This is a genomic window from Citrobacter sp. CK199 (assembly GCF_030333285.1).
GTDB classification, from domain to species: domain Bacteria; phylum Pseudomonadota; class Gammaproteobacteria; order Enterobacterales; family Enterobacteriaceae; genus Citrobacter_B; species Citrobacter_B koseri.
Window position 1 is genome coordinate 694,616 of record NZ_JAOWGF010000028.1, and the last position, 24,461, is coordinate 719,076.

The following is a 24,461-nucleotide window of genomic DNA, read 5'->3' on the forward strand; positions in this document are numbered from 1 at the left end:
ATCTTGCCGGATGTTTGTCCGCCGGGTAAGGCGCGTCAGCGTCGCTATTCGGCAAAAAGCAATGGCGCAGAAATAAAAATGCCAGCCGATCGGGCTGGCATTTTGACTGCGGGATGTACACAATGAGACAGAAGAGCTATGCAACGGCTTCTGCTTCGATGGGCACGATGACACTGGCATGATTGCCTTTTGGCCCCTGGTGGACATCAAACCGGACAGACTGCCCGGCTTTAAGCGTTCTGTAACCATCCATTTGAATGGTGGAGTAATGGGCGAAAATATCTTCGCCGCCGCCTTCAGGGCAGATGAAACCAAACCCTTTGGCATTGTTGAACCACTTTACAGTACCCGTTTCCATGCTTCGACATCCTTCGTAAATCTTATATAAGTAAGATGGAATGAACCGGTGGCGGAGTGGGGGCTGTTCAAAACCTCGCCAACTCTCGAAACTACAATTTAGAGAAATCAGGCGGGGCGTCAAGCGCCAGGCGGGGTGGATGGGGTAAAAATGAATCAAAAATTTGAAGCAGTTAACGCTATTGCCGGTAATGTGACAGATGTCGCGGATGACAGAGATAGATGATAGTTATCTATTAATTGGGGTAGATTGATTGCGTGCATAGGCTCTTGTCAGCGGCAGTACGTTCTGCCGGTAACCGTAACCGAAGATGACGACTGACAATGGGTAAGACGAACGATTGGCTGGATTTTGACCAGCTGGCGGAAGATAAGGTGCGCGACGCGCTAAAACCGCCATCTATGTATAAAGTGATATTAGTCAATGATGATTACACTCCAATGGAGTTTGTTATTGACGTGTTACAAAAATTCTTTTCTTATGATGTAGAACGTGCAACGCAACTGATGCTTGCGGTTCACTATCAAGGTAAAGCTATCTGCGGCGTATTTACCGCCGAGGTCGCGGAGACCAAAGTGGCGATGGTGAACAAGTATGCGAGGGAGAACGAGCATCCGTTGCTGTGTACGCTGGAAAAAGCCTGAATGCAGGCGTAAAAATTGGGGGAGGTGCCTATGCTCAATCAAGAACTGGAACTCAGTTTAAACATGGCTTTCGCCAGAGCGCGCGAGCACCGACATGAGTTTATGACCGTCGAGCACTTGTTACTGGCGTTGCTCAGTAACCCATCGGCCCGCGAAGCGCTGGAAGCGTGCTCCGTGGATTTGGTGGCGCTCCGTCAGGAACTTGAAGCCTTCATTGAACAAACCACACCCGTACTGCCTGCCAGCGAAGAAGAGCGCGACACACAGCCGACGTTGAGTTTTCAGCGCGTGCTGCAACGTGCGGTCTTTCACGTTCAGTCCTCCGGGCGCAGTGAGGTAACTGGCGCGAATGTGCTGGTGGCTATCTTCAGCGAACAGGAATCCCAGGCGGCTTATCTGCTGCGTAAGCATGAAGTCAGCCGCCTCGACGTGGTGAACTTTATTTCTCATGGGACGCGAAAGGACGAGCCGAGTCAGTCTTCTGACCCCGGCAATCAGCCAAATAGCGAAGAACAAGTTGGCGGGGAGGAACGTATGGAGAACTTCACGACTAACCTTAACCAGCTTGCTCGCGTGGGCGGAATCGATCCGCTGATTGGTCGTGAAAAAGAGCTGGAGCGTGCCATTCAGGTGCTGTGTCGCCGCCGGAAAAATAACCCGCTGCTGGTGGGTGAGTCCGGCGTCGGTAAGACGGCGATTGCCGAAGGTCTGGCCTGGCGTATTGTCCAGGGCGATGTGCCGGAAGTGATGGCGGATTGCACCCTCTACTCGCTGGATATCGGCTCGCTGCTGGCGGGCACCAAGTATCGCGGCGATTTCGAAAAACGTTTTAAAGCGCTGCTCAAACAGCTGGAACAGGACACCAATAGCATCCTGTTTATTGATGAGATCCACACCATTATCGGTGCGGGTGCGGCGTCGGGCGGCCAGGTGGATGCCGCAAACCTGATTAAACCGCTGCTCTCCAGCGGTAAGATCCGCGTGATTGGTTCCACGACGTATCAGGAATTCAGCAACATTTTCGAAAAAGACCGCGCGTTAGCGCGTCGCTTCCAGAAAATTGATATCACTGAGCCGTCCGTGGATGAGACTGTGCAGATCATCAACGGCCTGAAACCGAAGTACGAAGCGCACCACGATGTTCGCTACACGGCGAAAGCGGTGCGTGCGGCGGTAGAGCTGGCGGTGAAATACATCAACGACCGTCATCTGCCGGATAAGGCGATTGACGTCATCGACGAAGCCGGTGCGCGTGCTCGTCTGATGCCGGTCAGCAAGCGCAAGAAAACCGTCAACGTGGCGGATATTGAGTCTGTTGTGGCGCGCATCGCGCGTATTCCTGAGAAGAGCGTCTCGCAGAGCGATCGCGATACGTTGAAAAACCTCGGCGACCGCCTGAAAATGCTGGTCTTCGGGCAGGATAAGGCAATTGAAGCGCTGACCGAAGCGATCAAAATGAGCCGTGCGGGTCTCGGTCATGAACATAAACCTGTCGGTTCGTTCCTGTTCGCGGGGCCTACCGGGGTAGGGAAAACCGAGGTAACGGTACAGCTCTCCAAAGCGCTGGGTATTGAGCTGCTGCGGTTTGATATGTCCGAGTATATGGAACGCCACACCGTAAGCCGCCTGATCGGCGCGCCTCCGGGATATGTCGGTTTCGACCAGGGCGGTCTGCTGACCGATGCGGTTATCAAACATCCACATGCAGTTCTGCTGCTGGATGAAATTGAGAAGGCGCATCCAGATGTCTTTAACCTGCTGTTGCAGGTGATGGACAACGGCACGCTGACGGACAACAACGGGCGTAAAGCGGATTTCCGCAACGTGGTGCTGGTGATGACCACCAACGCCGGTGTGCGTGAAACTGAACGTAAATCGATTGGCCTCATCCATCAGGACAACAGTACGGACGCGATGGGTGAAATCAAGAAAGTGTTTACGCCGGAGTTCCGTAACCGTCTCGACAACATTATCTGGTTCGATCACCTGTCTACTGAAGTGATCCATCAGGTTGTCGATAAGTTTATCGTCGAGCTGCAGGTTCAACTGGATCAGAAAGGCGTCTCCCTGGAAGTGAGTCAGGAAGCGCGTGACTGGCTGGCAGAGAAAGGCTATGACCGCGCGATGGGCGCACGTCCAATGACGCGCGTCGTCCAGGACAACCTGAAAAAACCGTTGGCAAACGAGCTGCTGTTCGGTTCACTGGTTGGCGGTGGCCAGGTGACCGTTGCGCTGGATAAAGAGAAAAATGAGCTGACGTATGGCTTCCAGAGTGCGCAAAAGCACAAACCGGAAGCCGCGCATTAATCTCGTAACCGGTAAAATCTGAACGCCAGTCGCGTTCAGATAAACTCGCTAAAATCCGTAATCTCTTTTGAGGTTACGGATTTTTTTTGCCGTCATGCCCCGGATACCTGGAAACCCTTTTTTTGAGTGTTTTTTTAACGCTATGATTTTTATGTGTTTATATTAGGTGGCGATAAAAGGGTATTTAATCATTTCGTTGATATTTTTCTTTATTAACACCATGATAGCGACGAACTGCTTCAGTTCACTGCCGTACAGGCAGCTTAGAAAACGAAGCAAGCCCGTCAGGTTGAACCGGACGTGTTCACTGCCGTACAGGCAGCTTAGAAAAGAAACCGAACACCCCGGAAGCGCAGGCGGATGTTCACTGCCGTACAGGCAGCTTAGAAACGCCACCAATAGCAGAACCCCATCCCATAGTTGTTCACTGCCGTACAGGCAGCTTAGAAAAAAATCCGCAAGGAATTTGGAAACGATCCAGAGTTCACTGCCGTACAGGCAGCTTAGAAATTCATTCGGGTTATCTCCCTCACCGTTCCAGTGTTCACTGCCGTACAGGCAGCTTAGAAATAGCTGCGGGAGACAAAATCCATCAGCACCTTGTTCACTGCCGTACAGGCAGCTTAGAAACACAACGAAGAGAGCACTGCCGGTGTCCGAATTGTTCACTGCCGTACAGGCAGCTTAGAAATCACACACATGACAGTCTCTACGATGAAATGGGTTCACTGCCGTACAGGCAGCTTAGAAAAGTAAATTAGCTTTGACCTCGAACAAATAACCGTTCACTGCCGTACAGGCAGCTTAGAAAACTCAAGCAGCAGCGCATCGTTCTCTTCCTCTGTTCACTGCCGTACAGGCAGCTTAGAAATTGTGGAAATCGACCAGATGGATGTGCTGGATGTTCACTGCCGTACAGGCAGCTTAGAAAAGGTAGCGCCTCATCAATGAAGAACGGGATGAGTTCACTGCCGTACAGGCAGCTTAGAAAGGGCGCACTTCAAATCGAAAAATACATCCATTGTTCACTGCCGTACAGGCAGCTTAGAAAAGGAACGCTTCGCTGAGTACCGTTACGCCCCGGTTCACTGCCGTACAGGCAGCTTAGAAATGACGTAAGCTATTAATTGTCAGCGCGTCAGTGTTCACTGCCGTACAGGCAGCTTAGAAATTGTTGATATGTGAGGTCGGCACGGACACACAGTTCACTGCCGTACAGGCAGCTTAGAAAGATCACGCTCGAAATGAAGCGATGGACTGTCGGTTCACTGCCGTACAGGCAGCTTAGAAAGTCCTGGCTTTTGTCTGGATAGTGCGCGGTTCGTTCACTGCCGTACAGGCAGCTTAGAAAGCCCCGGTGCTGGCCTATGCCGTCAACTTTTAGTTCACTGCCGTACAGGCAGCTTAGAAATGTAAAATTTGCTCTGAAGACCAGCCCTGCGCGTTCACTGCCGTACAGGCAGCTTAGAAAAGCATGTCGCGGAATTTATCGCGCTCGTTGACGTTCACTGCCGTACAGGCAGCTTAGAAAATGACGGGCAGTTCGCCAGCATGTAAGGATCGGTTCACTGCCGTACAGGCAGCTTAGAAAAAACGCGGTCGTGACGGGAGGGATAAAACATGGTTCACTGCCGTACAGGCAGCTTAGAAACGGCGCGTGATTTGCTGATCTCAGTGGGTGACGTTCACTGCCGTACAGGCAGCTTAGAAAAGCAACACCGGCGACTACTCCGCCGCCAGCAAGTTCACTGCCGTACAGGCAGCTTAGAAAGATAAGCGTTTATACAAACGCGATAAGTTCTGTGTTCACTGCCGTACAGGCAGCTTAGAAAATTGCGGTGATGCCACCGAAGTGGAATCCATCGTTCACTGCCGTACAGGCAGCTTAGAAACTGCGCGGCAATACGCGTTAAATCTTTCCGGGTGTTCACTGCCGTACAGGCAGCTTAGAAAATTCTGGGCGTCTATAATGCCTGGCGATACTAGTTCACTGCCGTACAGGCAGCTTAGAAAGCAGCAAATCACACCTGAAGTAACGAATTTCATGTTCACTGCCGTACAGGCAGCTTAGAAAGAATCATCCATTGCTGTGTGTAGTCTTTCCCGTTCACTGCCGTACAGGCAGCTTAGAAAGAAATTAAAATCGTAGTCAAAACGCTGTGGAAGTTCACTGCCGTACAGGCAGCTACCACACCACAAATGTAATTATTTATTTTGAAAGCTCTTTTGTTGATTTTTATCATTTCATCTGCCAGACCCTCATCAGTACTATCGATAACACATAAAATGACGGGGTTTAAATAGATATGTCTGCAAATTCAATTATGCCTTCGGATTTAAAAACCATTCTGCACTCTAAACGCGCCAATATATATTATCTTGAAAAATGCCGTGTGCAGGTAAATGGTGGGCGAGTTGAATACATTACGAGTGCAGGTAATGAATCATATTACTGGAATATTCCTGTCGCGAATACTACGGCGGTGATGCTGGGTATGGGCACGTCAGTGTCACAGGCAGCGATGCGGGAGTTCGCAAGGGCTGGCGTGATGGTTGGCTTCTGTGGCACTGATGGTACGCCGCTTTATTCCGCAAATGAAGTTGATATTGATGTGTCATGGCTGTCACCGCAAAGTGAATATCGACCGACTGAATATTTACAGTATTGGGTCTCTTTCTGGTTTAAAGAAGAAAAAAGACTGATCGCGGCAAAGATGTTTCAGAAAATAAGATTGCAGCAAATAGAAAAATATTGGTTAGCCCCATCATCACAGAAAATATTTCAGCCAGACCGGGAACGATTAAATGATATTATCACGCTCGCGGATGAGTCTATGGCGCAAGCAGAGGATCATACTCATTTAATGCTCAAAGAGGCGCAATTAACAAAATCGCTGTATAAACTGGTGAGCCAGACCGTTGGATATGGCGATTTTACCCGAGCAAAACGGGGCGGTGGTCTGGATATGGCGAATCGGTTTCTGGATCAGGGTAATTATCTGGCATACGGATTAGCGGCTGTTGCGGCATGGGTTACAGGGCTCCCACACGGCCTGGCGGTTATGCACGGTAAAACGCGTCGCGGCGGCCTGGTCTTTGATTTGGCCGATCTTATCAAAGACGCGCTTGTCATGCCGCAAGCGTTTATCGCGGCAATGGAGGGGGAGGATGCACAGGCGTTCCGCCAGCGCTGTATTAATAGATTTCAGCAGTCTGATGCTTTAGATTTAATGATCACCACGCTTCAGGACACGGCGCGACAGTTGGCTGAGGATAGCGAATGAATGTGCTGATTATCTCTCGCTGCACCAAACGCGCTCGCGAGGAGAGTTGCCGTATACTCGATCAGTTTGCTGAGCGAACGGGAGACGCGGCCTGGCAAACCATCATCACCTTAGAAGGCGTTAACACGCTGCGCCGTTTATTACGGAAAACCGCAAGGCGTAATACTGCGGTTGCCTGCCACTGGTTGAAGAAAAACGGGCAAATGGAATTGCTATGGATTGTCGGCAATATACGTCGTTTTAATGCGCAAGGGCGTGTTCCTACCAACCGAACCACACAAACGCTTATCACGAACACCGATGAACATCGGTGGCGATGTGCGGAAAGCATTGCGCTGTTAGCAGCGATTGCGGGCTTGTTTCATGATTTTGGTAAGGCAGGGTTCTGTTTTCAGGAAAGCCTGACGAAAAAAACAGCTAAAAGTTATCAACCTTATCGCCATGAATGGGTTTCGGTACGCCTGTTTCAGGCGTTTATCGGTGAGCAACATGATGAACAGTGGCTGGCAAAACTCGGTGAGTTGTCTGCGGATGACGACGCTGAACTTCTGGCTCGATTGCGCAAGGATAACCCCTGCTATTCTGACAGCCCTTTTCGTACGCTTCCACCGCTCGCCAGCGTCGTCGCCTGGCTGATTTTGTCTCATCACCGTCTTCCTGAAAACCTGCGTGGCGACAACGTGCTGGAGGGATGTCAGAGCTGGCTTGAAAATCAGCTTAATGCAGACTGGAACGCCGTGAATCATATAAAAGAAGGGTGGCGAGACGTCGATTTTCGTAATGTCTGGGTTTTTCCATCAGGTACGCCTGTACAAAGTCGCGTCTGGCGGGAGAAAGCACGTCAGATCTCCCGGCGCGCTAAGAATGCCGCGGCATTAAAACAGTGGGGACAGATGGATCAACTGTTCACGCTGCATATGGCGCGTTTTTGTCTGATGCTGGCCGATCACTTCTACTCTTCCAGCCATCCTCACCCAACGTGGCAAGATCCCGATTATTGTGTATGGGCAAACAGCGATCGGAAAAATGACACGCTAAAACAACGGGTTGATGAGCATTTGACCGGTGTCGCGCATCACGCATTGCTTCTGGGGAGACAACTGGCGCGTGTGCGTTCGTCGCTTCCGGCGATTGCAAGGCATAAAGGTTTTCGTGAGCGTTCGGGTAATCCGCTTTATCACTGGCAAAATAAAGCCTGGGATGTAGCTGTCGCGCTGCGTGAGCGGAGTCGGGAAGAGGGGTTTTTCGGCGTCAATATGGCCTCGACGGGCTGCGGGAAGACGCTTGCCAATGCACGAATAATGTATGCGCTGGCTGATGAGCAGGAAGGCTGTCGCTTCACCGTGGCAATGGGGTTACGCACGCTGACGCTGCAAACCGGCGATGCGTTGCGTAATCGACTGAAGCTGGACGACGATGACCTGGCGGTACTGATTGGCTCGGGTGCGGTGAAGCAGTTGTGGCAGAAGGAAAAAGAACCGGAACCAGACAGGGATAGCGCCTCGGCAAAGGCCTTGTCTGAAGAACAGCAATATGTTCATTATGAAGGCAGTGTGCAAACGGGGGCGCTGGAAAAATGGTTGAGCGGCGACAGGAAATTGTCGGCGTTAGTCAGTGCCCCTGTTTTAGTGACAACCCTCGATCATTTGATTTCGGCGACGGAAGGCGTGCGTGGCGGGAAGCAGCTACCGGCGATGTTGCGCTTGCTGACCAGCGATCTGGTGCTGGATGAACCTGATGATTTTGATATTGCCGATCTGCATGCCGTTTGCCGCCTGATGAACTGGGCCGGGATGCTGGGAACCCGCGTGCTGCTCTCGTCGGCAACGCTGCCGCCGGATCTTATCCAGGCCATGTTTGCCGCCTGGTTTGCCGGGCGCAAAATATGGCAGGCGTCCTGCGGCGCGTCAGAGAAACCGATGAATATTTGCTGCGCATGGTTCGATGAAAAAGGCGCGAAGGTGGAGCACATCGCGGATGGACGCAGCTTTAGCATTGCGCATAAAACATTTGTTGAGCAGCGGGCGGCAATGCTGGCGGCAAAACCTCGTCTGCACTTTGGGCGTATTTCGCCCGTATCTCCGGCGTCGCCAGAGGTGAGCGATGTCATTACCTGCGTGGCCCGCGCCGTGCATACGGAAATGCAGGTTTTACATCACGCGCATAAAGAGACGCATCCCGGTGGTAAGACCGTGTCATTGGGTTTAGTCAGGTTCGCGAATATCGATCCGCTGGTCGCTGTCACAAAAGCGTTAATGGCGATCCCTTCGCCGCAGGATGTCTGTATCCATTATTGTGTCTACCATGCCCGGCACCCGCTGGCGGTGCGTTCAGCCATCGAAAAATGTCTGGATAGCGCATTTACTCGCCATCAGCCCGATACGCTCTGGCAACATCCAGATATTGCAAAAGCCCTCAATCTCCGCCCGGAGAAGCATCACCTTTTTGTCGTGTTAGGGACTTCCGTCATGGAGGTTGGCAGGGACTGGGACAGCAGTTGGGGTATCATCGAACCCAGCTCTATGCGATCCATTATTCAGTTCGCCGGGCGTATACAGCGCCATCGACGCGTCGTTCCAGAGAACGAAAACCTGGTGATTCTCAGCAGTAATATTAAAGCGCTGAGAAAGCGCTCTCCCGCGTTTTGTAAGCCGGGATTTGAAAATAAGGATCATCCATTAGCCAGTCACGATCTGCGTGAACTATTACCACCGCAGGATTATCAGACGATCACTGCATTGCCACGTATTTTGCCTGCAAATGGTGAAAATAAACTGGCGGAACTGGAGCACATGCGGCTCAGGGAAGAATTACTCAGCAGTAAGAGCCGGCAGATTATTGCCGCAAACTGGTGGCGTAAACCGCTCACCTGGAACGCCTGGCTACAGCGTAAGACACCGTTTCGTCAGTCGCAGCCGGAAGCCAGATTTTTTCTGCATATGGAAGAGGAAGAGAGTGAGCCTTATTTCGCATTTCATACTGAAAACGGCAACATCAAGGCTTCCGATAAATTTGTTCTTCAGGACATTGAGTATGCAGAGGGAACAGACCATTGGGGATGTACGGACTACCGCCAGGTGTTGCTGGCGTTGGCCGATGCCCAACAGACTGAGATTAACCGCGTAGGTGAAATTTTCGGTGAGATCAGCGTACCTGTAAATGAAGAGGATGTGACGAGCGACTGGCGTTACCACCCGTGGTTGGGTGTTTACAGGGATATTAATTAAGAACGTCGGGAGCAGTTATGACAACTGAAGCACTGACCCATTTTATTACCGATTACATTGCCTCGCGAAGGCAGCCAAAGCTGGAAGCCTTTGAAAAAGAGGCTGCAAAGCGACTGGCGCAGGGAGAAGATGCCAGTACCATCGCCCTGGAACGTCAGGCGCTTGAGGCACGCTATCAACCGCAAAATTGGTTGACGGATGCGGCAAGGCGAGCAGAGCAAATTAGCCTGGTGACGCATGCGGCTAAATTTACCCACGGGGATTCAAAAAGTAGCAGCATATATCGCGATACCGTGGGTGAAGAGGGGTATTTAAGCACTGCGTCGCTTAAGAACCTCCCGACGGATGCCGTTGGAAACGCCGCCGCGCTTGACGTCGCGAAATTGCTGCAAACCGACGTCGAGGGTGACTCGCTGCTGGCCTGCCTGAAACGGGGTGAGCATCAACCGCTTCACGCTTTTGCTGAGAATGACGCTCAACTGACGCAGTGGGTGGAAGGGTTTAATCGTGCGTTAACGCCCACTCAGCCGGCATCGCATAAACTCGCTAAACAGGTCTATTTCCCCGTAGACAATGATTACCATCTGTTGTGTCCGTTGTTTGCTACCTCGCTGGCGCAGGTGTTGCATGAAAAACTCGTCGCATCTCGCTTTGGAGAAGAGGCGAAAGCGGTACGCGATGCGCGCAAAGCGGGTAAATGGCATCCGCAGCCCGATGTTCGTTATCCAGACATGGCTGAAATGCATTTTGGCGGTACCAAGCCGCAGAATATTTCTGCGTTGAACAGCGCGCGCGGTGGGCGTATCTGGCTGCTGTCGTCGCAGCCGCCTCAATGGCTGAATCTGGATAAAGCGCCGCAAAATATGCGCAATCTCTTTGCGTTGCGCGGCGCGTTTAATCGGGCCGCGTCAGGTATTGTTTCCCGTATGGTGTTTCTGCTGAAAGAAAATACTGAGAAGAATAATCACGCTATTCGCAATGCGCGAGCAGCGTATGTTGATGAGCTTATCGACCTTCTTTTCATGCATGCCGCCACTTTCCAGCAGGCGTCCTGGCAAGGCTGGACGCGAAATAATACCGATCTCCCCCTCCATCAGCAGCTTTGGCTCGATCCCTGGCGCGGCCAGACGGATGAAACTTTCCGTCTTGAACGTGACAAAGATGACTGGCAAATAAGCGTTGCGGATGATTTCGCACGCTGGCTGAACTATCGGCTGAATAAGGCGCGTCTGGATGTGGGGCTTGTTGAGCGCCGGGAATGGCGGACGCAATCGCTGTTTCGCCAGCGGATGCGGGAAATGGAAGCGATTTTGCGGGAGGCGCTGAAATGCGTTATCTGATTTTATTGCCCCATATCCGTATTGAAAATGCGAATGCCGTTGCCGGGTTAACCTGGGGTTTTCCGGCGATAAGCCATTTCCTGGGGTACGTGCATGCGCTTTCCCGTAAAGTGCGCGCCACGCATGGCGTGCATTTTGATGGCTGCGCGGTGATCAGCCATCATTCTCATGTTCAGGCATATTCCTCGGGGCGTGACTATCAGTTTGCGCTTACGCGTAACCCTTTGACTAAAGAAGGGAAAACGGCCTCGTTCAATGAAGAAGGAAGAATGCACCTTACCGTCTCCCTGGTGATTGAGTGCCAGGGTGAAATCGTGAATGGCGAATACGGCAAAGAGGCGTTTTGTTCGCGGTTGAAAATGCTGTGTCAGAGTCAAAAGCTGGCGGGCGGAAGTATTGTCAGTCTGCGCGATCCGCAGGTATTTCCTGCGCCGGATGATGAAAAACAGCTCCGTCAGATCCTCTGGCGGCTGATGCCGGGTTTTGCTCTTTACGACCGCAGCGAATGGCTGACAACGCATTATCACCAGCGTCGGCAACAACAGCCGGAAAGCACATTACTGGATGCCTGGTTAGATTTTGCCGCAATCCAGTATCGCGCTATACCACCGGAAGAGGGGGACAACGCTCAATGGGAATATCAGCCTAAGCCGATGCCTGGTTATCTGGTGCCGCTGATGTGCGGCTATCAGCGTATTTCTCCGCTTTATTCCCCTGGAGAGGTTGCCAGTGCGCGCGATAATTCGACGCCGTTTGCGTTTACCGAGGCGGTGTACGGTGTAGGAGAATGGCGTGGGTTGCATCGTGTTACGGATATTCAGCCGCTTCTCTGGCGCTACCGCACAACCGACACTGGCTACTATTGCTCTGCAATGCCTGTCGCAGACGACTTTACGTTTAACGAAGACGACGATTTAGAATAAGGACATGACTATGGCAAAGGCTCCTGTATCTGTAAAAACTGCTTCTGTACTGGCATTTGAGCGCAAACTCGCTACGTCCGATGCGATGATGTATGCGGGTAACTGGCAAAGCGATCATTGGCAACCGATTGAAATTCAGGAAAAGGCGGTTCGAGGAACGATTTCCAATCGGCTGAAAAATGCGATTTCCAGCGATCCGGCGAAGCTGGATGCGGAAATTCAAAAAGCAAACCTGCAACGTGTGGATATTGCGGCCTTACCGGCAGATGCCGACACCCTGAAAGTGGTGTTTACGCTGCGCGTATTGGGTAATTTATCTACGCCATCGGTATGTAATGATATGGCATACCAGGATGCGCTTCAGCAGGTTATTGATGGCTATATCAATGAGTATGGATTTGGTGAACTGGCACGCAGGTACGCCACGAATCTGGCGAACGGACGTTTCCTGTGGCGCAACCGCATTGGTGCTGAGCAGATCCAGGTGAATGTCGCGGCCAGTGGGCAGGAATGGATTTTTAACAGTCACAACTATTCCCTGCGTGAGTTTAAGCAGGAAGATGCTTCGCTGAGCCAACTGGCGGCGATAATCGAAAAAGGATTAAGCGGTCAGGAATGGGTCATGCTGACTGTCGAAGCGCAGGTGCGTCTGGGCGCCGGGCAGGAGGTTTTTCCTTCGCAGGAACTGGTGCTGGACAGTAACAGCAGTAAAAGCAGGGTGTTATACCAGGTCAGTGGTGTTGCGGGCATTCACTCGCAGAAAATCGGCAACGCTTTGCGTACCGTCGATACGTGGCACCCAAAAGTAGAAGAATTGGGCGCGATTGCGGTAGAACCCTATGGCTCAGTAACCAGTCGTGGCGTAGCGTGTCGCCAGCCGAAGGATAAAATGGATTTTTATACCTTACTGGATAACTGGGTCACTAAGGGTATGAAACCGGATGCCGCTCAGCAGCATTATGTGATGGCGGTACTGGTTCGCGGCGGCGTATTTGGTGAGAAAAGCGAATAAGGAGCGATGATGGATCACTATTTTGATCTCCGTGTCCTGCCAGACCCCGAATTTAATACTGAAATGCTGATGGCGGCGTTATTTGCCAAACTGCATCGTGCGTTAGGCGCAAGGGGAAAGGGGGATATTGGCGTTAGCTTCCCCCAGTTTGGCGTGACGCCAGGATCGTGCTTGCGTCTTCATGGTTCGTTATTGGCGTTACAGGAACTTGAGGCCGGTTCATGGCGCAAGGGGCTGAATGATTATTGCCAGTGTATGGCGATAACGCCTGTTCCGGCTGTAAAAGGCTGGCGCACGGTGAGTCGGGTGCAGGTGAAAAGCAGTCCACAACGGTTATTGCGGCGTTCCGTCAGGAAGGGATGGTTGACGGAAGAGCAGGCGCAGCAGCGCCTGGTGGAGTCAACCGAACAGCATAGCGATTTGCCTTACCTGAACGTTAAAAGCTTGTCGAATCAGCAACAATTTCGGGTGTTTATTCGTCACGGCGAACTGCGTTCTGAACCTGTTAGCGGGACATTCACAAGCTATGGATTAAGTTCTACGGCGACCATTCCCTGGTTCTGAGAAGCCTGATGGCGCTTCGCTTATCAGGCCTACAGAGCGCCACTCGTAGGCCGGATAAGGCGCGAGCGCCGCCATCCGGCGATGTGCAACATGCGAAAAAAAAGCCCGTACTTTCGTACGAGCTCTTTTTCCGAATATGGCGGTGAGGGGGGGATTGACTCGCTTCGCTCGCCCTGCGGGCAGCCCGCTCTCTGCGTTCGCGGTCTGTCCAACTGGCTGCTGCCAGTTGTCGAACCCCGGTCGTGGGTTCTCATCCCCCCACAGTGCGTGCAATAGGCGAAAAAAAAGCCCGTACTTTCGTACGAGCTCTTTTCTGAATATGGCGGTGAGGGGGGGATTCGAACCCCCGATACGTTGCCGTATACACACTTTCCAGGCGTGCTCCTTCAGCCACTCGGACACCTCACCATATTGTATTGCTGCCTGACCGCTTGGGGGGCAACGGGGCGCTACTATAGGGAGTTGCGCCAAAACGGTCAAGCAGAATTTACGCTTTAATTATCGTTTGGTTACGCAATGAACATATTCCCTGCCCTGGGGGAGCAGGGAATACGATTAGCGCTGTGAATCCAGTATCTCACCGTTTTTCACCACTTCCTGCGCTTTGCTGTAACTCTCGATCAACAACTGATACGCCGGGAACACTTTGGTGTAGACCTCAGCCCACTCTGCTGCGTCTTCACGGTTCCAGGTGCCCTGCAACTCGGAAGCCACTGCGGCGGTATCCATCGGTACGACGCCAGCCTGAACAACGCGTGCCAGCGTGATTTCCTGGGCCATTTTGCTGTAGGTGCCGGAAGCATCAATAACAGCAAACACTTTATAACCTTCCGCGACTGCGCTAATCGCCGGGAATGCCATGCAAACGCTGGTAATCGTACCGGCGATGATCAGCGTTTTACGGCCGGTCGCTTTTACCGCCTGGACGAAATCAGCGTTATCCCAGGCGTTGATCTCGCCTTTACGGGCAATATACTGCGCGTGCGGTGCATTGGCGTGGATCTCCGGGATCAGCGGGCCGTTCGGTCCCTGCGGTACAGATGCCGTCGTAATGACCGGCATCTTCGACAAGGTTGCCATTTTGGCCAGCGCGGCCGCACGGGCGCGCAATTCAGGCATTGGCATATCACCAACGGTCTGGAAAAGCCCGCTCTGGTGGTCGATTAACAGCATAACGGAATCGTTAACGTCAATTACCGGGCGCAAACCATTAAAATTAGCAGGACTGGACATATTGTGTACTCCTCAATGTTTTCAGATTTGGCCAAAACGGCCGGAGTTGAAATCGCGTACGGCTTCTGCGATTTCTTGTTTTGTGTTCATGACAAATGGGCCGTAACCGACAATGGGCTCATTCAGCGGCTCGCCCGACAACAGCAGAACGCTGGCATCGCTACTGGCTTCGAGATACAGGTTTTCACCTTCCTGGCTTAACACCACCAGTTGCGCTTCATTTACCGGTGTTGTGCCATTCACCGTAATACTTCCTTTCAGGACGACCAGCGCGGTGCTCCACCCTTCAGCGACGGGCAGCGTAAGATGACGATCGCGTTGCAGGCGCATATCCCAGACATTCAACGGCGAGAAGGTATGCGCCGGGCCTTTCACATCCTGATAGCGGCCCGCAATAATGCGCGCGGTTCCGGCTTCGTCAGGCAGCGTTACGGCAGGGATGAGATCGCTGCTGATGCTTTGATAACCCGGCACCGCCATTTTGTCTTTCGCGGGCAGGTTCACCCACAGTTGCACCATTTCCAGCTCGCCTCCCTGTTGGGTAAAGGCTGAAGAATGAAACTCTTCATGCAAAATGCCTGCGCCTGCGGTCATCCACTGCACATCGCCAGGGCCGATGACGCCGCCTCGGCCTGTTGAATCGCGGTGCTCAACTTCGCCGCTGTAAACAATCGTGACGGTTTCAAAGCCTCGATGCGGGTGTTCTCCCACTCCACGTTTTTCGTTTTCGGCGCCAGGGGCAAAGGTATGCGGCCCGGCATAGTCCAGCAGCAGGAACGGGCTTAACTGCTCTGCATGGGACTGATAAGAGAATAGCGAACGAACCGGAAATCCATCGCCAACCCAGTGCGGGCGAGGTGCGGTATAGACGCCTGTAATCTGTTTCATGGTGGTCTCCTCGGTGGCGTTGTCTTGATGTAAATAAGCTTATATCTATGACAATGATCTGAGTAGTCGCTAAAATAGACCTTACCGTTCTATAAACAGGACAATGTAATGACAAAACCGGATCTCAATGATTTTGCGTGGTTTGTTCATGTCGTCGAGGAGGGGGGATTTGCGGCGGCAGGGCGAGCGCTGGATGAACCAAAGTCAAAGCTTAGCCGACGTATTGCGCAACTGGAGGAACGGCTGGGCGTTCGCCTTATTCAACGAACCACGCGGCAATTTAATGTCACTGAAGTCGGGCAGACCTTTTATGAACATTGTAAGGCAATGCTGGTGGAAGCACAGGCGGCGCAGGATGCGATAGCCGCCTTACAGGTCGAACCGCGCGGCATTGTAAAACTGACATGTCCAGTGACGTTGCTACATGTACATATCGGCCCAATGCTGGCGAAGTTTATGGCGCGTTATCCCGATGTGTCGTTACAACTTGAAGCAACCAACCGTCGTGTTGACGTGGTTGGTGAGGGCATTGACGTTGCAATTCGCGTCCGGCCGCGTCCTTTTGAAGACAGCGATCTGGTGATGCGCGTGCTGGCGGACAGGGGGCACCGTTTGTTTGCCAGCCCGGCGCTGGTACAGCGTATGGGAAATCCTTCTTCGCCAGCAGAACTGCATCACTGGCCCGGACTGAGCCTGGCTTCAGGTAAACATATCCACCGCTGGGAACTCTTTGGTCCGCAGGGCGCGCGCGCTGAAGTTCACTTTACACCGCGTTTGATCACCACAGACATGCTGGCGCTGCGTGAAGCGGCCGTTGCGGGCGTCGGCCTCGTTCAGTTACCTGTTTTAATGGTGAAAGACCAACTGGCTGCGGGGGAGCTGATTGCCTTGCTGGAAGGATGGGAACCCAGAAGAGAGGTAATTCATGCGGTATTTCCGTCCCGCCGTGGATTGTTGCCGTCCGTACGCGCTCTGGTGGATTTTTTGACAGAAGAGTATGCGCGGATGGTGGAAGATTAAAACAGAGCGCAATATACCCTTTTTTGTTTCATGTTACTAACTTATTGATTTTATTTTATATATACAACCTGAGTGAAAAAGGGGCTGACAGGAAGAAGTTGCGTTTTTCTTCAATAAATCAACGTGATTGTCTGATATTATTCCTGTTCACTACCGTACAGGCAGCTTAGAAAATACCCGCAGCAACACTGAAGATGTGCTGATTGTTCACTACCGTACAGGCAGCTTAGAAAAGATACTCGGGACGCTGCACACGATAATCTGGGTTCACTACCGTACAGGCAGCTTAGAAACTGGACAACGGGGCGTTCACTGCGTGGAAAGCGTTCACTGCCGTACAGGCAGCTTAGAAAAGGCTACTCAGGACAAAGTGATGTCCGATTATGTTCACTGCCGTACAGGCAGCTTAGAAAATCATCGCTGTGGTCGCATGCATCATCGTATCGTTCACTGCCGTACAGGCAGCTTAGAAAGCAAATGTCTACACCTGATTTATCACCCATTGCGGTTCACTGCCGTACAGGCAGCTTAGAAAAATCAAAATCCCATCAACAACACGTTCCTGGCGTTCACTGCCGCACAGGCAGTTCAGTATTTAATGTAGAAGGAAGGGAAGCTGCGGGGAATAAAAATAACGTTAATTCGCATCAACGGTATTCATGCAGGAAAGGGACAACAAAAAGGCCGGATAAACCGACCTTTTTTTATCTTTACGCCACCCGGGCGTGAAAACAATCAGCGACTACGGAAGACAATGCGGCCTTTGCTCAGGTCGTACGGGGTCAGTTCAACAGTCACTTTGTCGCCCGTCAGGATGCGGATGTAGTTTTTACGCATTTTACCGGAGATGTGTGCAGTAACCACGTGACCGTTTTCTAATTCTACGCGGAACATGGTATTAGGTAACGTTTCGAGAACGGTACCCTGCATTTCAATATTGTCTTCTTTGGCCATCTAATCCTCTGGGGTATCACTACCGTAATTTGAACCGGCAAGATAATGCCGAAGTTCTTTAAATAAGTAAAGATTTGCGCGTTTAAAACGCAGCAAATCAGGTTTGGCGCATTACTCCGAAAAACACGGCAAAGCCGCACTTGAAGCGCAACGTATAAGGGAGCGATGAGATAAACGATGGGCGTTACCTGACGCGAACGGTTCCTTAACGGCGGCGGGGTAATGGGCATAACCTGCTCTGCGGCACAATTATAACACCCTGACAAAAAATGTGCCGAAAACATTCACGCCTGAGGCGAAAATAACGTGCGCGGCACCCAGAAATGACCCGGTAATCGCTGTTGCCGTAATGATCCCAGATGCTCAAGGTATTGCCTGCGGGGAATTTCGACAGCGCCAAGCGATGCCGTGTGGCTATTCAGCACCTGGCAGTCGATTAATTTTCCACCCTGACGAATAAATTCAGCGCAAAAAACAAGCAGCGCGGTTTTGGAGGCGTTCTCCTGGCGACTGAACATCGATTCGCCGCAAAACAGGGTGCCTTGTGAAACGCCATACATGCCGCCGACGAGCGCGTTGTGTCGCCATACTTCGATGGAATGCGCATGCCCCAGCTCATGTAAGCGGTGATACGCTTCCACCACATCGCGCGTGATCCAGGTTCCTTCGTCACGATCGTTGGCGCAGCCTTCAATAACCTGACCAAACGCATAATTAAGCGTGACGCGATAGGGCGATCGTTTGTGAAAACGCTTCATGCTGCGGCTGATGTGTAATGTTTCAGGCTGCAAAATAGCGCGAGGATCGGGTGACCACCAAAGAATCGGGTCGCCTGGTGAAAACCACGGGAAAATACCCCGCTGATAGGCCATCAATAAGCGGGCAGGGCTGAGATCGCCACCAAGCGCCAATAAACCATTGGGTTCACGTAACGCGCCTTCCGGCGAGGGGAAGGCGATTGAGTGGCGAGAAAGCTGAACCAGGCGCATGACCGCAGAACTCCAGTACGCAAGTCGGATCGTTCAATAATAGCTTACAGACGTTGCTTAAACTGGTAATAACGACCCTGCCTGGCTAACAGATCTGCGTGATTACCTTGCTCAATAATTTGTCCGTTGTCCATCACTATTATTTGATCAAAACGTGACAGCCCGCGCAGACGGTGCGTGACCATTAAAACGGTTTTCCCGCGCATAACCTCTGCCAGCAATTCAAGCATCTGGCTTTCGGTTGTCGCGTCCAGCCCCTCAGTGGGTTCATCGAGCAGCATGAGCGGCGCATCGTGCAGCAGGGCACGGGCGATAGCCAGACGACGAAGCTCGCCGCCTGACAGCTGACGTCCGCCTTCGCCTAGCCAGCTGTTAAGTCCGCCATCCTCCAGCAGCTTTTCCAGCCCGACACGGCGCAGCATCTCTGAGAGCGTATCGTCATTTGCGTCTGGCGCTGCCAGCAGCAGGTTGTCACGCAATGTGGCGCTGAACAGGTGTACTCGCTGCGACACCACGCTAATGGTGCGACGCAGGGCCGCTTCATCCAGCGTTGAAATTGGTTGATCGTTAAGCAGAATATCGCCGCTCTGCGGGTCCCAGGCGCGGGTGAGCAGTTGCAGCAATGTCGATTTCCCGCAACCGGTACGTCCGAGGATAGCGATATGTTCTCCAGGCGCGACTTGCAGAGAAAGGGCATCCAGCGCCTTTTGTGGCTGCTCCGGGTAACTGAATGAAACGTCACGCAGCGTCAGCGTTACCTGCCGGGGAGCCGCTGCTTCGCCATCCGGGAAGGTCACTTCAGGCTGCTGCTCGGTCAGTTCGGTAATACGCAGCGCAGAGGCGATGACCTGGCCAAGATGTTGAAACGCGCCGGTAACGGGAGCAAGCGCTTCAAATGCCGCCAGCGCGCAAAAGACAAACAGCGCTATCAGCGCGCCAGGCTGGCTGTTATCGCCGACGCCGCCGGAAGCCATCCATAACATCAGCATTACCGCCAGTGCGCCAATAAGCAGCATTAAGGCCTGGGATAGCGCCGTTAATTCAGACTGACGTCGCTGGGCTTCATGCCACTGTAATTCCGTGGCTTCCATTTGCGCCCGATAGCGCGAGCTGGCGCCAAATATTGTCAGTTCCGCCTGACCCTGTAGCCAGGCGGTTAACTGCTGGCGATACTGACCGCGTAAATGGGTTAAGTTCTGCCCGGTGCTTTTTCCGGCGCGATAGAAGAGCGGCGGCATAATAAACAGCGTCAGCAGCATAATGCCGCCCAGCGTAATCGCAAGGGTGAAATCGAGAACACTCAGCCCCAGCGTGACCACCATAATCACCACAAACGCGCCAACCAGCGGAGAAATAACGCGCAGGTAGAGGTGATCCAGCGTATCGACATCAGCGACGACGCGGTTCAGCAGCTCGCCCTGACGATAGCGGGCAAGGCCAGCAGGGGAGAGCGGCAGCAGCTTGCTGAACGTATGAATACGCAAATGTTGCAATACGCGGAAGGTGGCGTCATGGCTGACCAGACGCTCGAAATACCGGCCCGCAGTACGGGTGATCGCCGCACCGCGCACGCCAGCAGCCGGCAGCATGTAGTTAAAGCTATAGATACCCGCCACACCGACTACGGCTGAGGCGGAGAGGAACCAGCCAGAGAGCGTCAGCAAACCGATACTGGCCAGTAGCGTGACGATGGCCAGGATAATACCGAGCGTTAACATCCACTTATGACGTTTATACAGCGTCAGATACGGTAGCAAGGCACGCATTTAAATGTCCTCCTGACGATGAGCCAATAGTGTCGCAAACGCGCCGTTGGCGCTGCTGAGTTGGGCATAATCACCTTGCTCGATGATTTGCCCGTCCTGTATAACCCAGATCACATCCCAGTCGGCAAGATCTTCTAACTGATGCGTTACCATCAGCGTGGTCTGGCGTTTTGATGCGGCATTCAGCGCCTGCATTACACGCTGCTCGCTGTGGGCATCCAGACTGGCGGCGGGTTCATCCAGCAACAACAATTTGCAGGGATTCAGCAGGGCGCGGGCAACCGCAACCCGCTGCGCCTGACCGACGGAAAGGCGACCAGCGTGATCGCCAGTCGGCGTGTCTACGCCTTGCGGCAACAGAGGTAAAAACTCACTGACCCAGGCGCTGTCGAGAGCCGCCTGTAACGCTTGTTCACTGGCATCCGGGCGGGCAAGCAGGACGTTTTCACGGAGCGTGCCAGCCGGTAATTGTGGGTTTTGCCCCACCCAGGAGAGATGTTTTCGCCAGGATTCCGGGGATAAATCACGAAGTTCAACGCCGTTAATGCACAGGGAACCCTGATAAGAGAGAAAGCCTGACAGCGCGTTTAACAGCGAACTCTTTCCTGAACCGCTGCGACCAACCAGTACGGCGCGCTGGCCTGCGGCCAGTGTGAAATTCAGCGGTCCGGCAAGCGGTTTACCTTCCGGCGAGGTAATTATCAGATCCTGCGCTTCAAGGGTTACCGGTTCTTTCCCGGAAAGTTCGACATCACCGCGTTCCGGGTGAGCGAGAGGTGTTTCCATAAAGGTTTTCAGGCTGTCAGCCGCACCTACCGCCTGCGCTTTGGCATGGTAAAAGGTGCCCAGATCGCGCAGTGGCTGGAAAAACTCCGGCGCCAGAATCAGCGCCAGGAAGCCGGCGGCAAGCGTGACGCCCGTCCCGTAATGGCCGAAATTAAGTTCGCCGAGGTAGGAGAAACCGAAATAAACCGCGACCAGCGCAATGGACAGCGACGTGAAGAACTCCAGTATCCCGGAGGATAAAAAGGCGAGGCGCAGGACTTCCATTGTGCGCTGGCGAAAATCTTGTGAAGCGACACGAATGCTTTCCGTTTCTGCTTCACCGCGCCCGAAGATGCGCAGCGTCTCCATACCGCGTAAGCGGTCGAGGAAATGCCCGCTCAGGCGGGCAAGCGCCTGGAAATTACGGCGGTTAGCGTCGGCGGCGCCCATTCCCACCATCGCCATAAATAATGGGATCAGCGGTGCGGTGCCGAGCAAAATCAGCGCGGCGGCCCAGTTTGACGGGAAAATCGCCGTCACAATCAACAAGGGAACGCAGACAGCAAGCGCCATTTGCGGCAGATAGCGGGCATAGTAATCATGCATATCGTCAATCTGCTCCAGCACCAGCGTCGCCCAGCTACCAGCTGGTTTACCCTGAATCCAGGCTGGCCCTGCCTGTTGCAGGCGATCCAGCACCTGGCGGCGGATCTCAAATCGGATATGCTGCCCGGCATGAAAACCCACCCGCTCGCGCAGCCAGACCACCCAGGCGCGCAGGACAAACACCAACATCAGTACGATGAAGGGGAGCAGAAGGGCTTCGCGGGGAATATTGTCCATGATCATATGCTGGAGAATGCGAGCCATGATCCAGGCCTGAGCGACAATCAGTACGCCACTCACGAAACCCAACAGGCGTGAAATGTTCAGCCAACGTTGGGAAATTACACTTTGCTGTTTTAACCAGCGGGTCAATTCTTTTTGACGGGTTTTATTCATTGCACGCTTAGCAGGTGAGTTATCGGAATTTTTGGCACGGCAATGTTACAACGGGGCAAAAATAAAGGCGACTTATAGTCGCCTTTTTTACTTTTGTTACTGATTTGTAAAAACTATTTGCACGCGTCAGCCAGACCGTCAAGGTAGCGTTCAGCGTCCAGCGCCGCCATGCAACCTGTGCCCGCTGAGGTGATTGCCTGACGATAAATATGGTCCATCACGTCGCCTGCGGCGAACACGCCGGGAACGCTGGTCTGCGTGGCGTTACCGTGGATGCCGGACTGGACTTTGATATAGCCGTTTTCCAGTTCGAGCTGACCTTCAAAAATCGCAGTGTTCGGGCTGTGGCCGATGGCGACAAACAGGCCTGCAACGTCAAGGGATTCAATGTTGTCCGGGTTTTGCGTATCACGCAGACGCAAACCGGTAACGCCCATCTGATCGCCGGTCACCTCTTCCAGAGTGCGGTGGGTGTGCAGCACGATGTTGCCATTTTCCACTTTATCCATCAGGCGCTTGATCAGAATTTTTTCGGCGCGGAAGTCGTCGCGACGGTGAATCAAATGCACTTCAGCGGCGATGTTCGCCAGGTATAACGCTTCTTCAACCGCCGTGTTGCCACCGCCGATGACCGCGACCTTCTGGTTGCGGTAGAAGAAACCGTCGCAGGTGGCGCAGGCAGATACGCCACGGCCTTTAAATGCTTCTTCAGACGGCAGGCCGAGGTAGCGTGCGGAAGCGCCGGTTGCGATGATCAGCGCATCGCAGGTGTATTCGCCGCTGTCGCCGGTCAGGCGGAAAGGACGGTTTTGCAGATCCACGCTATTGATGTGATCGAAGATGATTTCAGTATCAAATTTCGTCGCATGTTCGTGCATGCGCTCCATCAACAGCGGGCCGGTCAGATCGTTCGGATCGCCAGGCCAGTTTTCCACTTCCGTCGTGGTGGTCAGTTGACCGCCTTTCTCCATACCGGTAATCAGAACCGGTTGCAGGTTTGCGCGCGCAGCGTAGACCGCAGCGGTATATCCCGCCGGTCCAGAACCCAGGATAAGCAGTTTACTGTGTTTGGTCGTGCCCATGAGATCCCCATAGTTGTTGGCAGACAATGGGCAGGATTGTAGGGAATTTGCAGACGTAAAAAAAGAGTATAGCGATTTTGTTAACAATATGTGTAATAGCAGGAACCGATGAATGGGCGGATTTAGGGCTGCGATATAACGCTTTCTACTTAAAATCGGCCAGTTATAAGGTGATAAAATGACGATTTAGCGCCGCTCTTAATGAATAACTGGCATGTTGTACTAAAAATCGATGTTTTGCTTTGACAATCCCCTGCTGTTTTGCGAAAACATCTTCTGGAAGAAAAAAACAGTGTTATGTGTGTGCTGCATAATCATGCATATAAGCACCATGTTTACCGGGCTAGTGAAATCTACGCATGGCGTGGACAGACGCCATTCGTGATGTCGATAGCTGCCATCCGGCAACGGTCTTCTCACCATAGGCCCTGGCATTGCGCGCCGTTAATCCCTCTGGGTTCGGTCTATTGTGATGGGCATCGACTCTGAACAGTGATGTTAGTAGAGTCAGGCAGGAGTAGGGAAGGAATACAGAGAGACAATAATAATGGTAGATAGCAAGAAGCGCCCTGGCAAAGATCTCGACCGTATCGATCGTAACATTCTTAATGAGTTGCAAAAGGATGGGCGTATTTCTAACGTCGAGCTTTCTAAACGAGTGGGACTTTCACCGACGCCTTGCCTTGAGCGTGTCCGTCGGCTGGAAAGACAGGGTTTTATTCAGGGCTATACGGCGCTGTTAAACCCGCATTATCTGGATGCATCACTTCTGGTTTTTGTTGAGATTACTCTGAATCGTGGCGCTCCAGATGTGTTTGAACAATTTAACGCCGCAGTACAAAAACTTGAAGAAATTCAAGAGTGTCATTTAGTTTCCGGTGATTTCGACTACCTGTTGAAAACACGCGTGCCGGATATGTCAGCGTACCGTAAGCTGCTGGGTGAAACCCTGCTGCGTCTGCCTGGCGTGAATGACACACGTACTTACGTGGTAATGGAAGAAGTCAAACAGAGCAATCGTCTGGTAATTAAGACGCGCTAACACGGAACAGGTGCAAAATCGACGTAGTTTGATTACACTCCTGTTAATCCATACAGCAACA

General features: G+C 52.6%; 19 protein-coding genes, 1 tRNA gene and 2 CRISPR repeat arrays. Of the genes, 11 read left to right on the plus strand and 9 right to left on the minus strand.

Annotation, left to right across the window (positions count from 1 at the left end):
* Positions 1–136: 136 nt before the first annotated feature.
* Positions 137–358, minus strand: a complete 222-nt coding sequence (cspD, locus tag OGX75_RS18255) for a cold shock-like protein CspD (protein ID WP_000447499.1) — start codon at positions 356–358, stop codon at positions 137–139.
* A gap of 150 nt (positions 359–508) precedes the next feature.
* On the opposite strand from cspD, the gene OGX75_RS18260 reads away from it, so the two are divergent.
* From OGX75_RS18260 to cas6f, 9 genes are all read left to right on the plus strand, one after another.
* Positions 509–583 carry a hypothetical protein gene (locus tag OGX75_RS18260; protein WP_213164981.1) on the plus strand — a complete coding sequence of 25 codons (75 nt, stop codon included), beginning with the start codon at positions 509–511 and terminating at the stop codon, positions 581–583.
* A gap of 98 nt (positions 584–681) precedes the next feature.
* Entirely contained in the window at positions 682–1,002 is a 321-nt protein-coding gene (gene clpS / locus OGX75_RS18265) for an ATP-dependent Clp protease adapter ClpS (protein WP_012133050.1), read from the plus strand.
* Between the two features lie 30 nt (positions 1,003–1,032).
* The gene (gene clpA, locus OGX75_RS18270) at positions 1,033–3,309 is read left to right on the plus strand and encodes an ATP-dependent Clp protease ATP-binding subunit ClpA (protein WP_012133049.1); all 2,277 of its coding nucleotides are present in this window, start codon (positions 1,033–1,035) and stop codon (positions 3,307–3,309) included.
* A gap of 242 nt (positions 3,310–3,551) precedes the next feature.
* Positions 3,552–5,502: direct repeats of the CRISPR family, unit length 28 nt; unit sequence GTTCACTGCCGTACAGGCAGCTTAGAAA.
* Positions 5,503–5,615: 113 nt separating this feature from the next.
* Complete coding sequence (gene cas1f, locus OGX75_RS18275; RefSeq protein ID WP_286451376.1) at positions 5,616–6,593, plus strand: type I-F CRISPR-associated endonuclease Cas1f; 978 nt, start codon at positions 5,616–5,618, stop codon at positions 6,591–6,593.
* Positions 6,590–9,820, plus strand: coding sequence for a type I-F CRISPR-associated helicase Cas3f (gene cas3f, locus OGX75_RS18280; RefSeq protein ID WP_286451375.1), 3,231 nt, complete (start codon positions 6,590–6,592; stop codon positions 9,818–9,820). The genes cas1f and cas3f overlap by 4 nt, the downstream gene beginning before the upstream one ends.
* A gap of 17 nt (positions 9,821–9,837) precedes the next feature.
* On the plus strand, positions 9,838–11,160 hold the full coding sequence (csy1, locus tag OGX75_RS18285; protein WP_058668947.1) for a type I-F CRISPR-associated protein Csy1: 1,323 nt from the start codon (positions 9,838–9,840) through the stop codon (positions 11,158–11,160).
* Complete coding sequence (gene csy2, locus OGX75_RS18290) at positions 11,148–12,083, plus strand: type I-F CRISPR-associated protein Csy2 (RefSeq protein ID WP_286451374.1); 936 nt, start codon at positions 11,148–11,150, stop codon at positions 12,081–12,083. The genes csy1 and csy2 overlap by 13 nt, the downstream gene beginning before the upstream one ends.
* Positions 12,084–12,093: 10 nt before the next feature.
* Complete coding sequence (gene csy3 / locus OGX75_RS18295) at positions 12,094–13,095, plus strand: type I-F CRISPR-associated protein Csy3 (RefSeq protein WP_049011448.1); 1,002 nt, start codon at positions 12,094–12,096, stop codon at positions 13,093–13,095.
* Between the two features lie 9 nt (positions 13,096–13,104).
* Positions 13,105–13,659 carry a type I-F CRISPR-associated endoribonuclease Cas6/Csy4 gene (gene cas6f, locus OGX75_RS18300; RefSeq protein WP_049011447.1) on the plus strand — a complete coding sequence of 185 codons (555 nt, stop codon included), beginning with the start codon at positions 13,105–13,107 and terminating at the stop codon, positions 13,657–13,659.
* A gap of 320 nt (positions 13,660–13,979) precedes the next feature.
* On the opposite strand, the gene OGX75_RS18305 is transcribed toward cas6f, so the two are convergent.
* From OGX75_RS18305 to OGX75_RS18315, 3 genes are all read right to left on the minus strand, one after another.
* Positions 13,980–14,067, minus strand: a tRNA-Ser gene (locus tag OGX75_RS18305).
* Positions 14,068–14,214: 147 nt separating this feature from the next.
* A complete protein-coding gene (locus OGX75_RS18310) occupies positions 14,215–14,892 on the minus strand; it encodes an isochorismatase family protein (protein ID WP_012133047.1) in 678 nt (225 codons plus the stop codon).
* A gap of 21 nt (positions 14,893–14,913) precedes the next feature.
* Complete coding sequence (locus OGX75_RS18315; RefSeq protein ID WP_058668951.1) at positions 14,914–15,780, minus strand: pirin family protein; 867 nt, start codon at positions 15,778–15,780, stop codon at positions 14,914–14,916.
* Positions 15,781–15,888: 108 nt separating this feature from the next.
* Between OGX75_RS18315 and OGX75_RS18320 the strand changes: the two genes are divergently transcribed.
* On the plus strand, positions 15,889–16,800 hold the full coding sequence (locus OGX75_RS18320; protein ID WP_200053976.1) for a LysR family transcriptional regulator: 912 nt from the start codon (positions 15,889–15,891) through the stop codon (positions 16,798–16,800).
* A gap of 145 nt (positions 16,801–16,945) precedes the next feature.
* A CRISPR array of direct repeats spans positions 16,946–17,395; the repeat unit is 28 nt; unit sequence GTTCACTGCCGTACAGGCAGCTTAGAAA.
* A gap of 140 nt (positions 17,396–17,535) precedes the next feature.
* On the opposite strand, the gene infA is transcribed toward OGX75_RS18320, so the two are convergent.
* The 5 genes from infA to trxB all read right to left on the minus strand — a co-directional run bounded on the left by infA (position 17,536) and on the right by trxB (position 23,358).
* Positions 17,536–17,754 (minus strand): translation initiation factor IF-1, encoded by a 219-nt coding sequence (infA, locus tag OGX75_RS18325; RefSeq protein ID WP_001040187.1) that lies wholly within the window; start codon positions 17,752–17,754, stop codon positions 17,536–17,538.
* Positions 17,755–18,038: 284 nt separating this feature from the next.
* Entirely contained in the window at positions 18,039–18,743 is a 705-nt protein-coding gene (gene aat / locus OGX75_RS18335; protein WP_012133041.1) for a leucyl/phenylalanyl-tRNA--protein transferase, read from the minus strand.
* 44 nt (positions 18,744–18,787) lie between these two features.
* Positions 18,788–20,509, minus strand: a complete 1,722-nt coding sequence (gene cydC, locus OGX75_RS18340; protein WP_058668953.1) for a heme ABC transporter ATP-binding protein/permease CydC — start codon at positions 20,507–20,509, stop codon at positions 18,788–18,790.
* Positions 20,510–22,276, minus strand: a complete 1,767-nt coding sequence (gene cydD, locus OGX75_RS18345) for a heme ABC transporter permease/ATP-binding protein CydD (RefSeq protein WP_286451373.1) — start codon at positions 22,274–22,276, stop codon at positions 20,510–20,512.
* Positions 22,277–22,389: 113 nt separating this feature from the next.
* Positions 22,390–23,358 carry a thioredoxin-disulfide reductase gene (gene trxB / locus OGX75_RS18350; protein WP_286451372.1) on the minus strand — a complete coding sequence of 323 codons (969 nt, stop codon included), beginning with the start codon at positions 23,356–23,358 and terminating at the stop codon, positions 22,390–22,392.
* Positions 23,359–23,905: 547 nt separating this feature from the next.
* On the opposite strand from trxB, the gene lrp reads away from it, so the two are divergent.
* Positions 23,906–24,400, plus strand: coding sequence for a leucine-responsive transcriptional regulator Lrp (gene lrp / locus OGX75_RS18355; protein ID WP_000228469.1), 495 nt, complete (start codon positions 23,906–23,908; stop codon positions 24,398–24,400).
* The last annotated feature ends 61 nt before the right edge of the window (positions 24,401–24,461 follow it).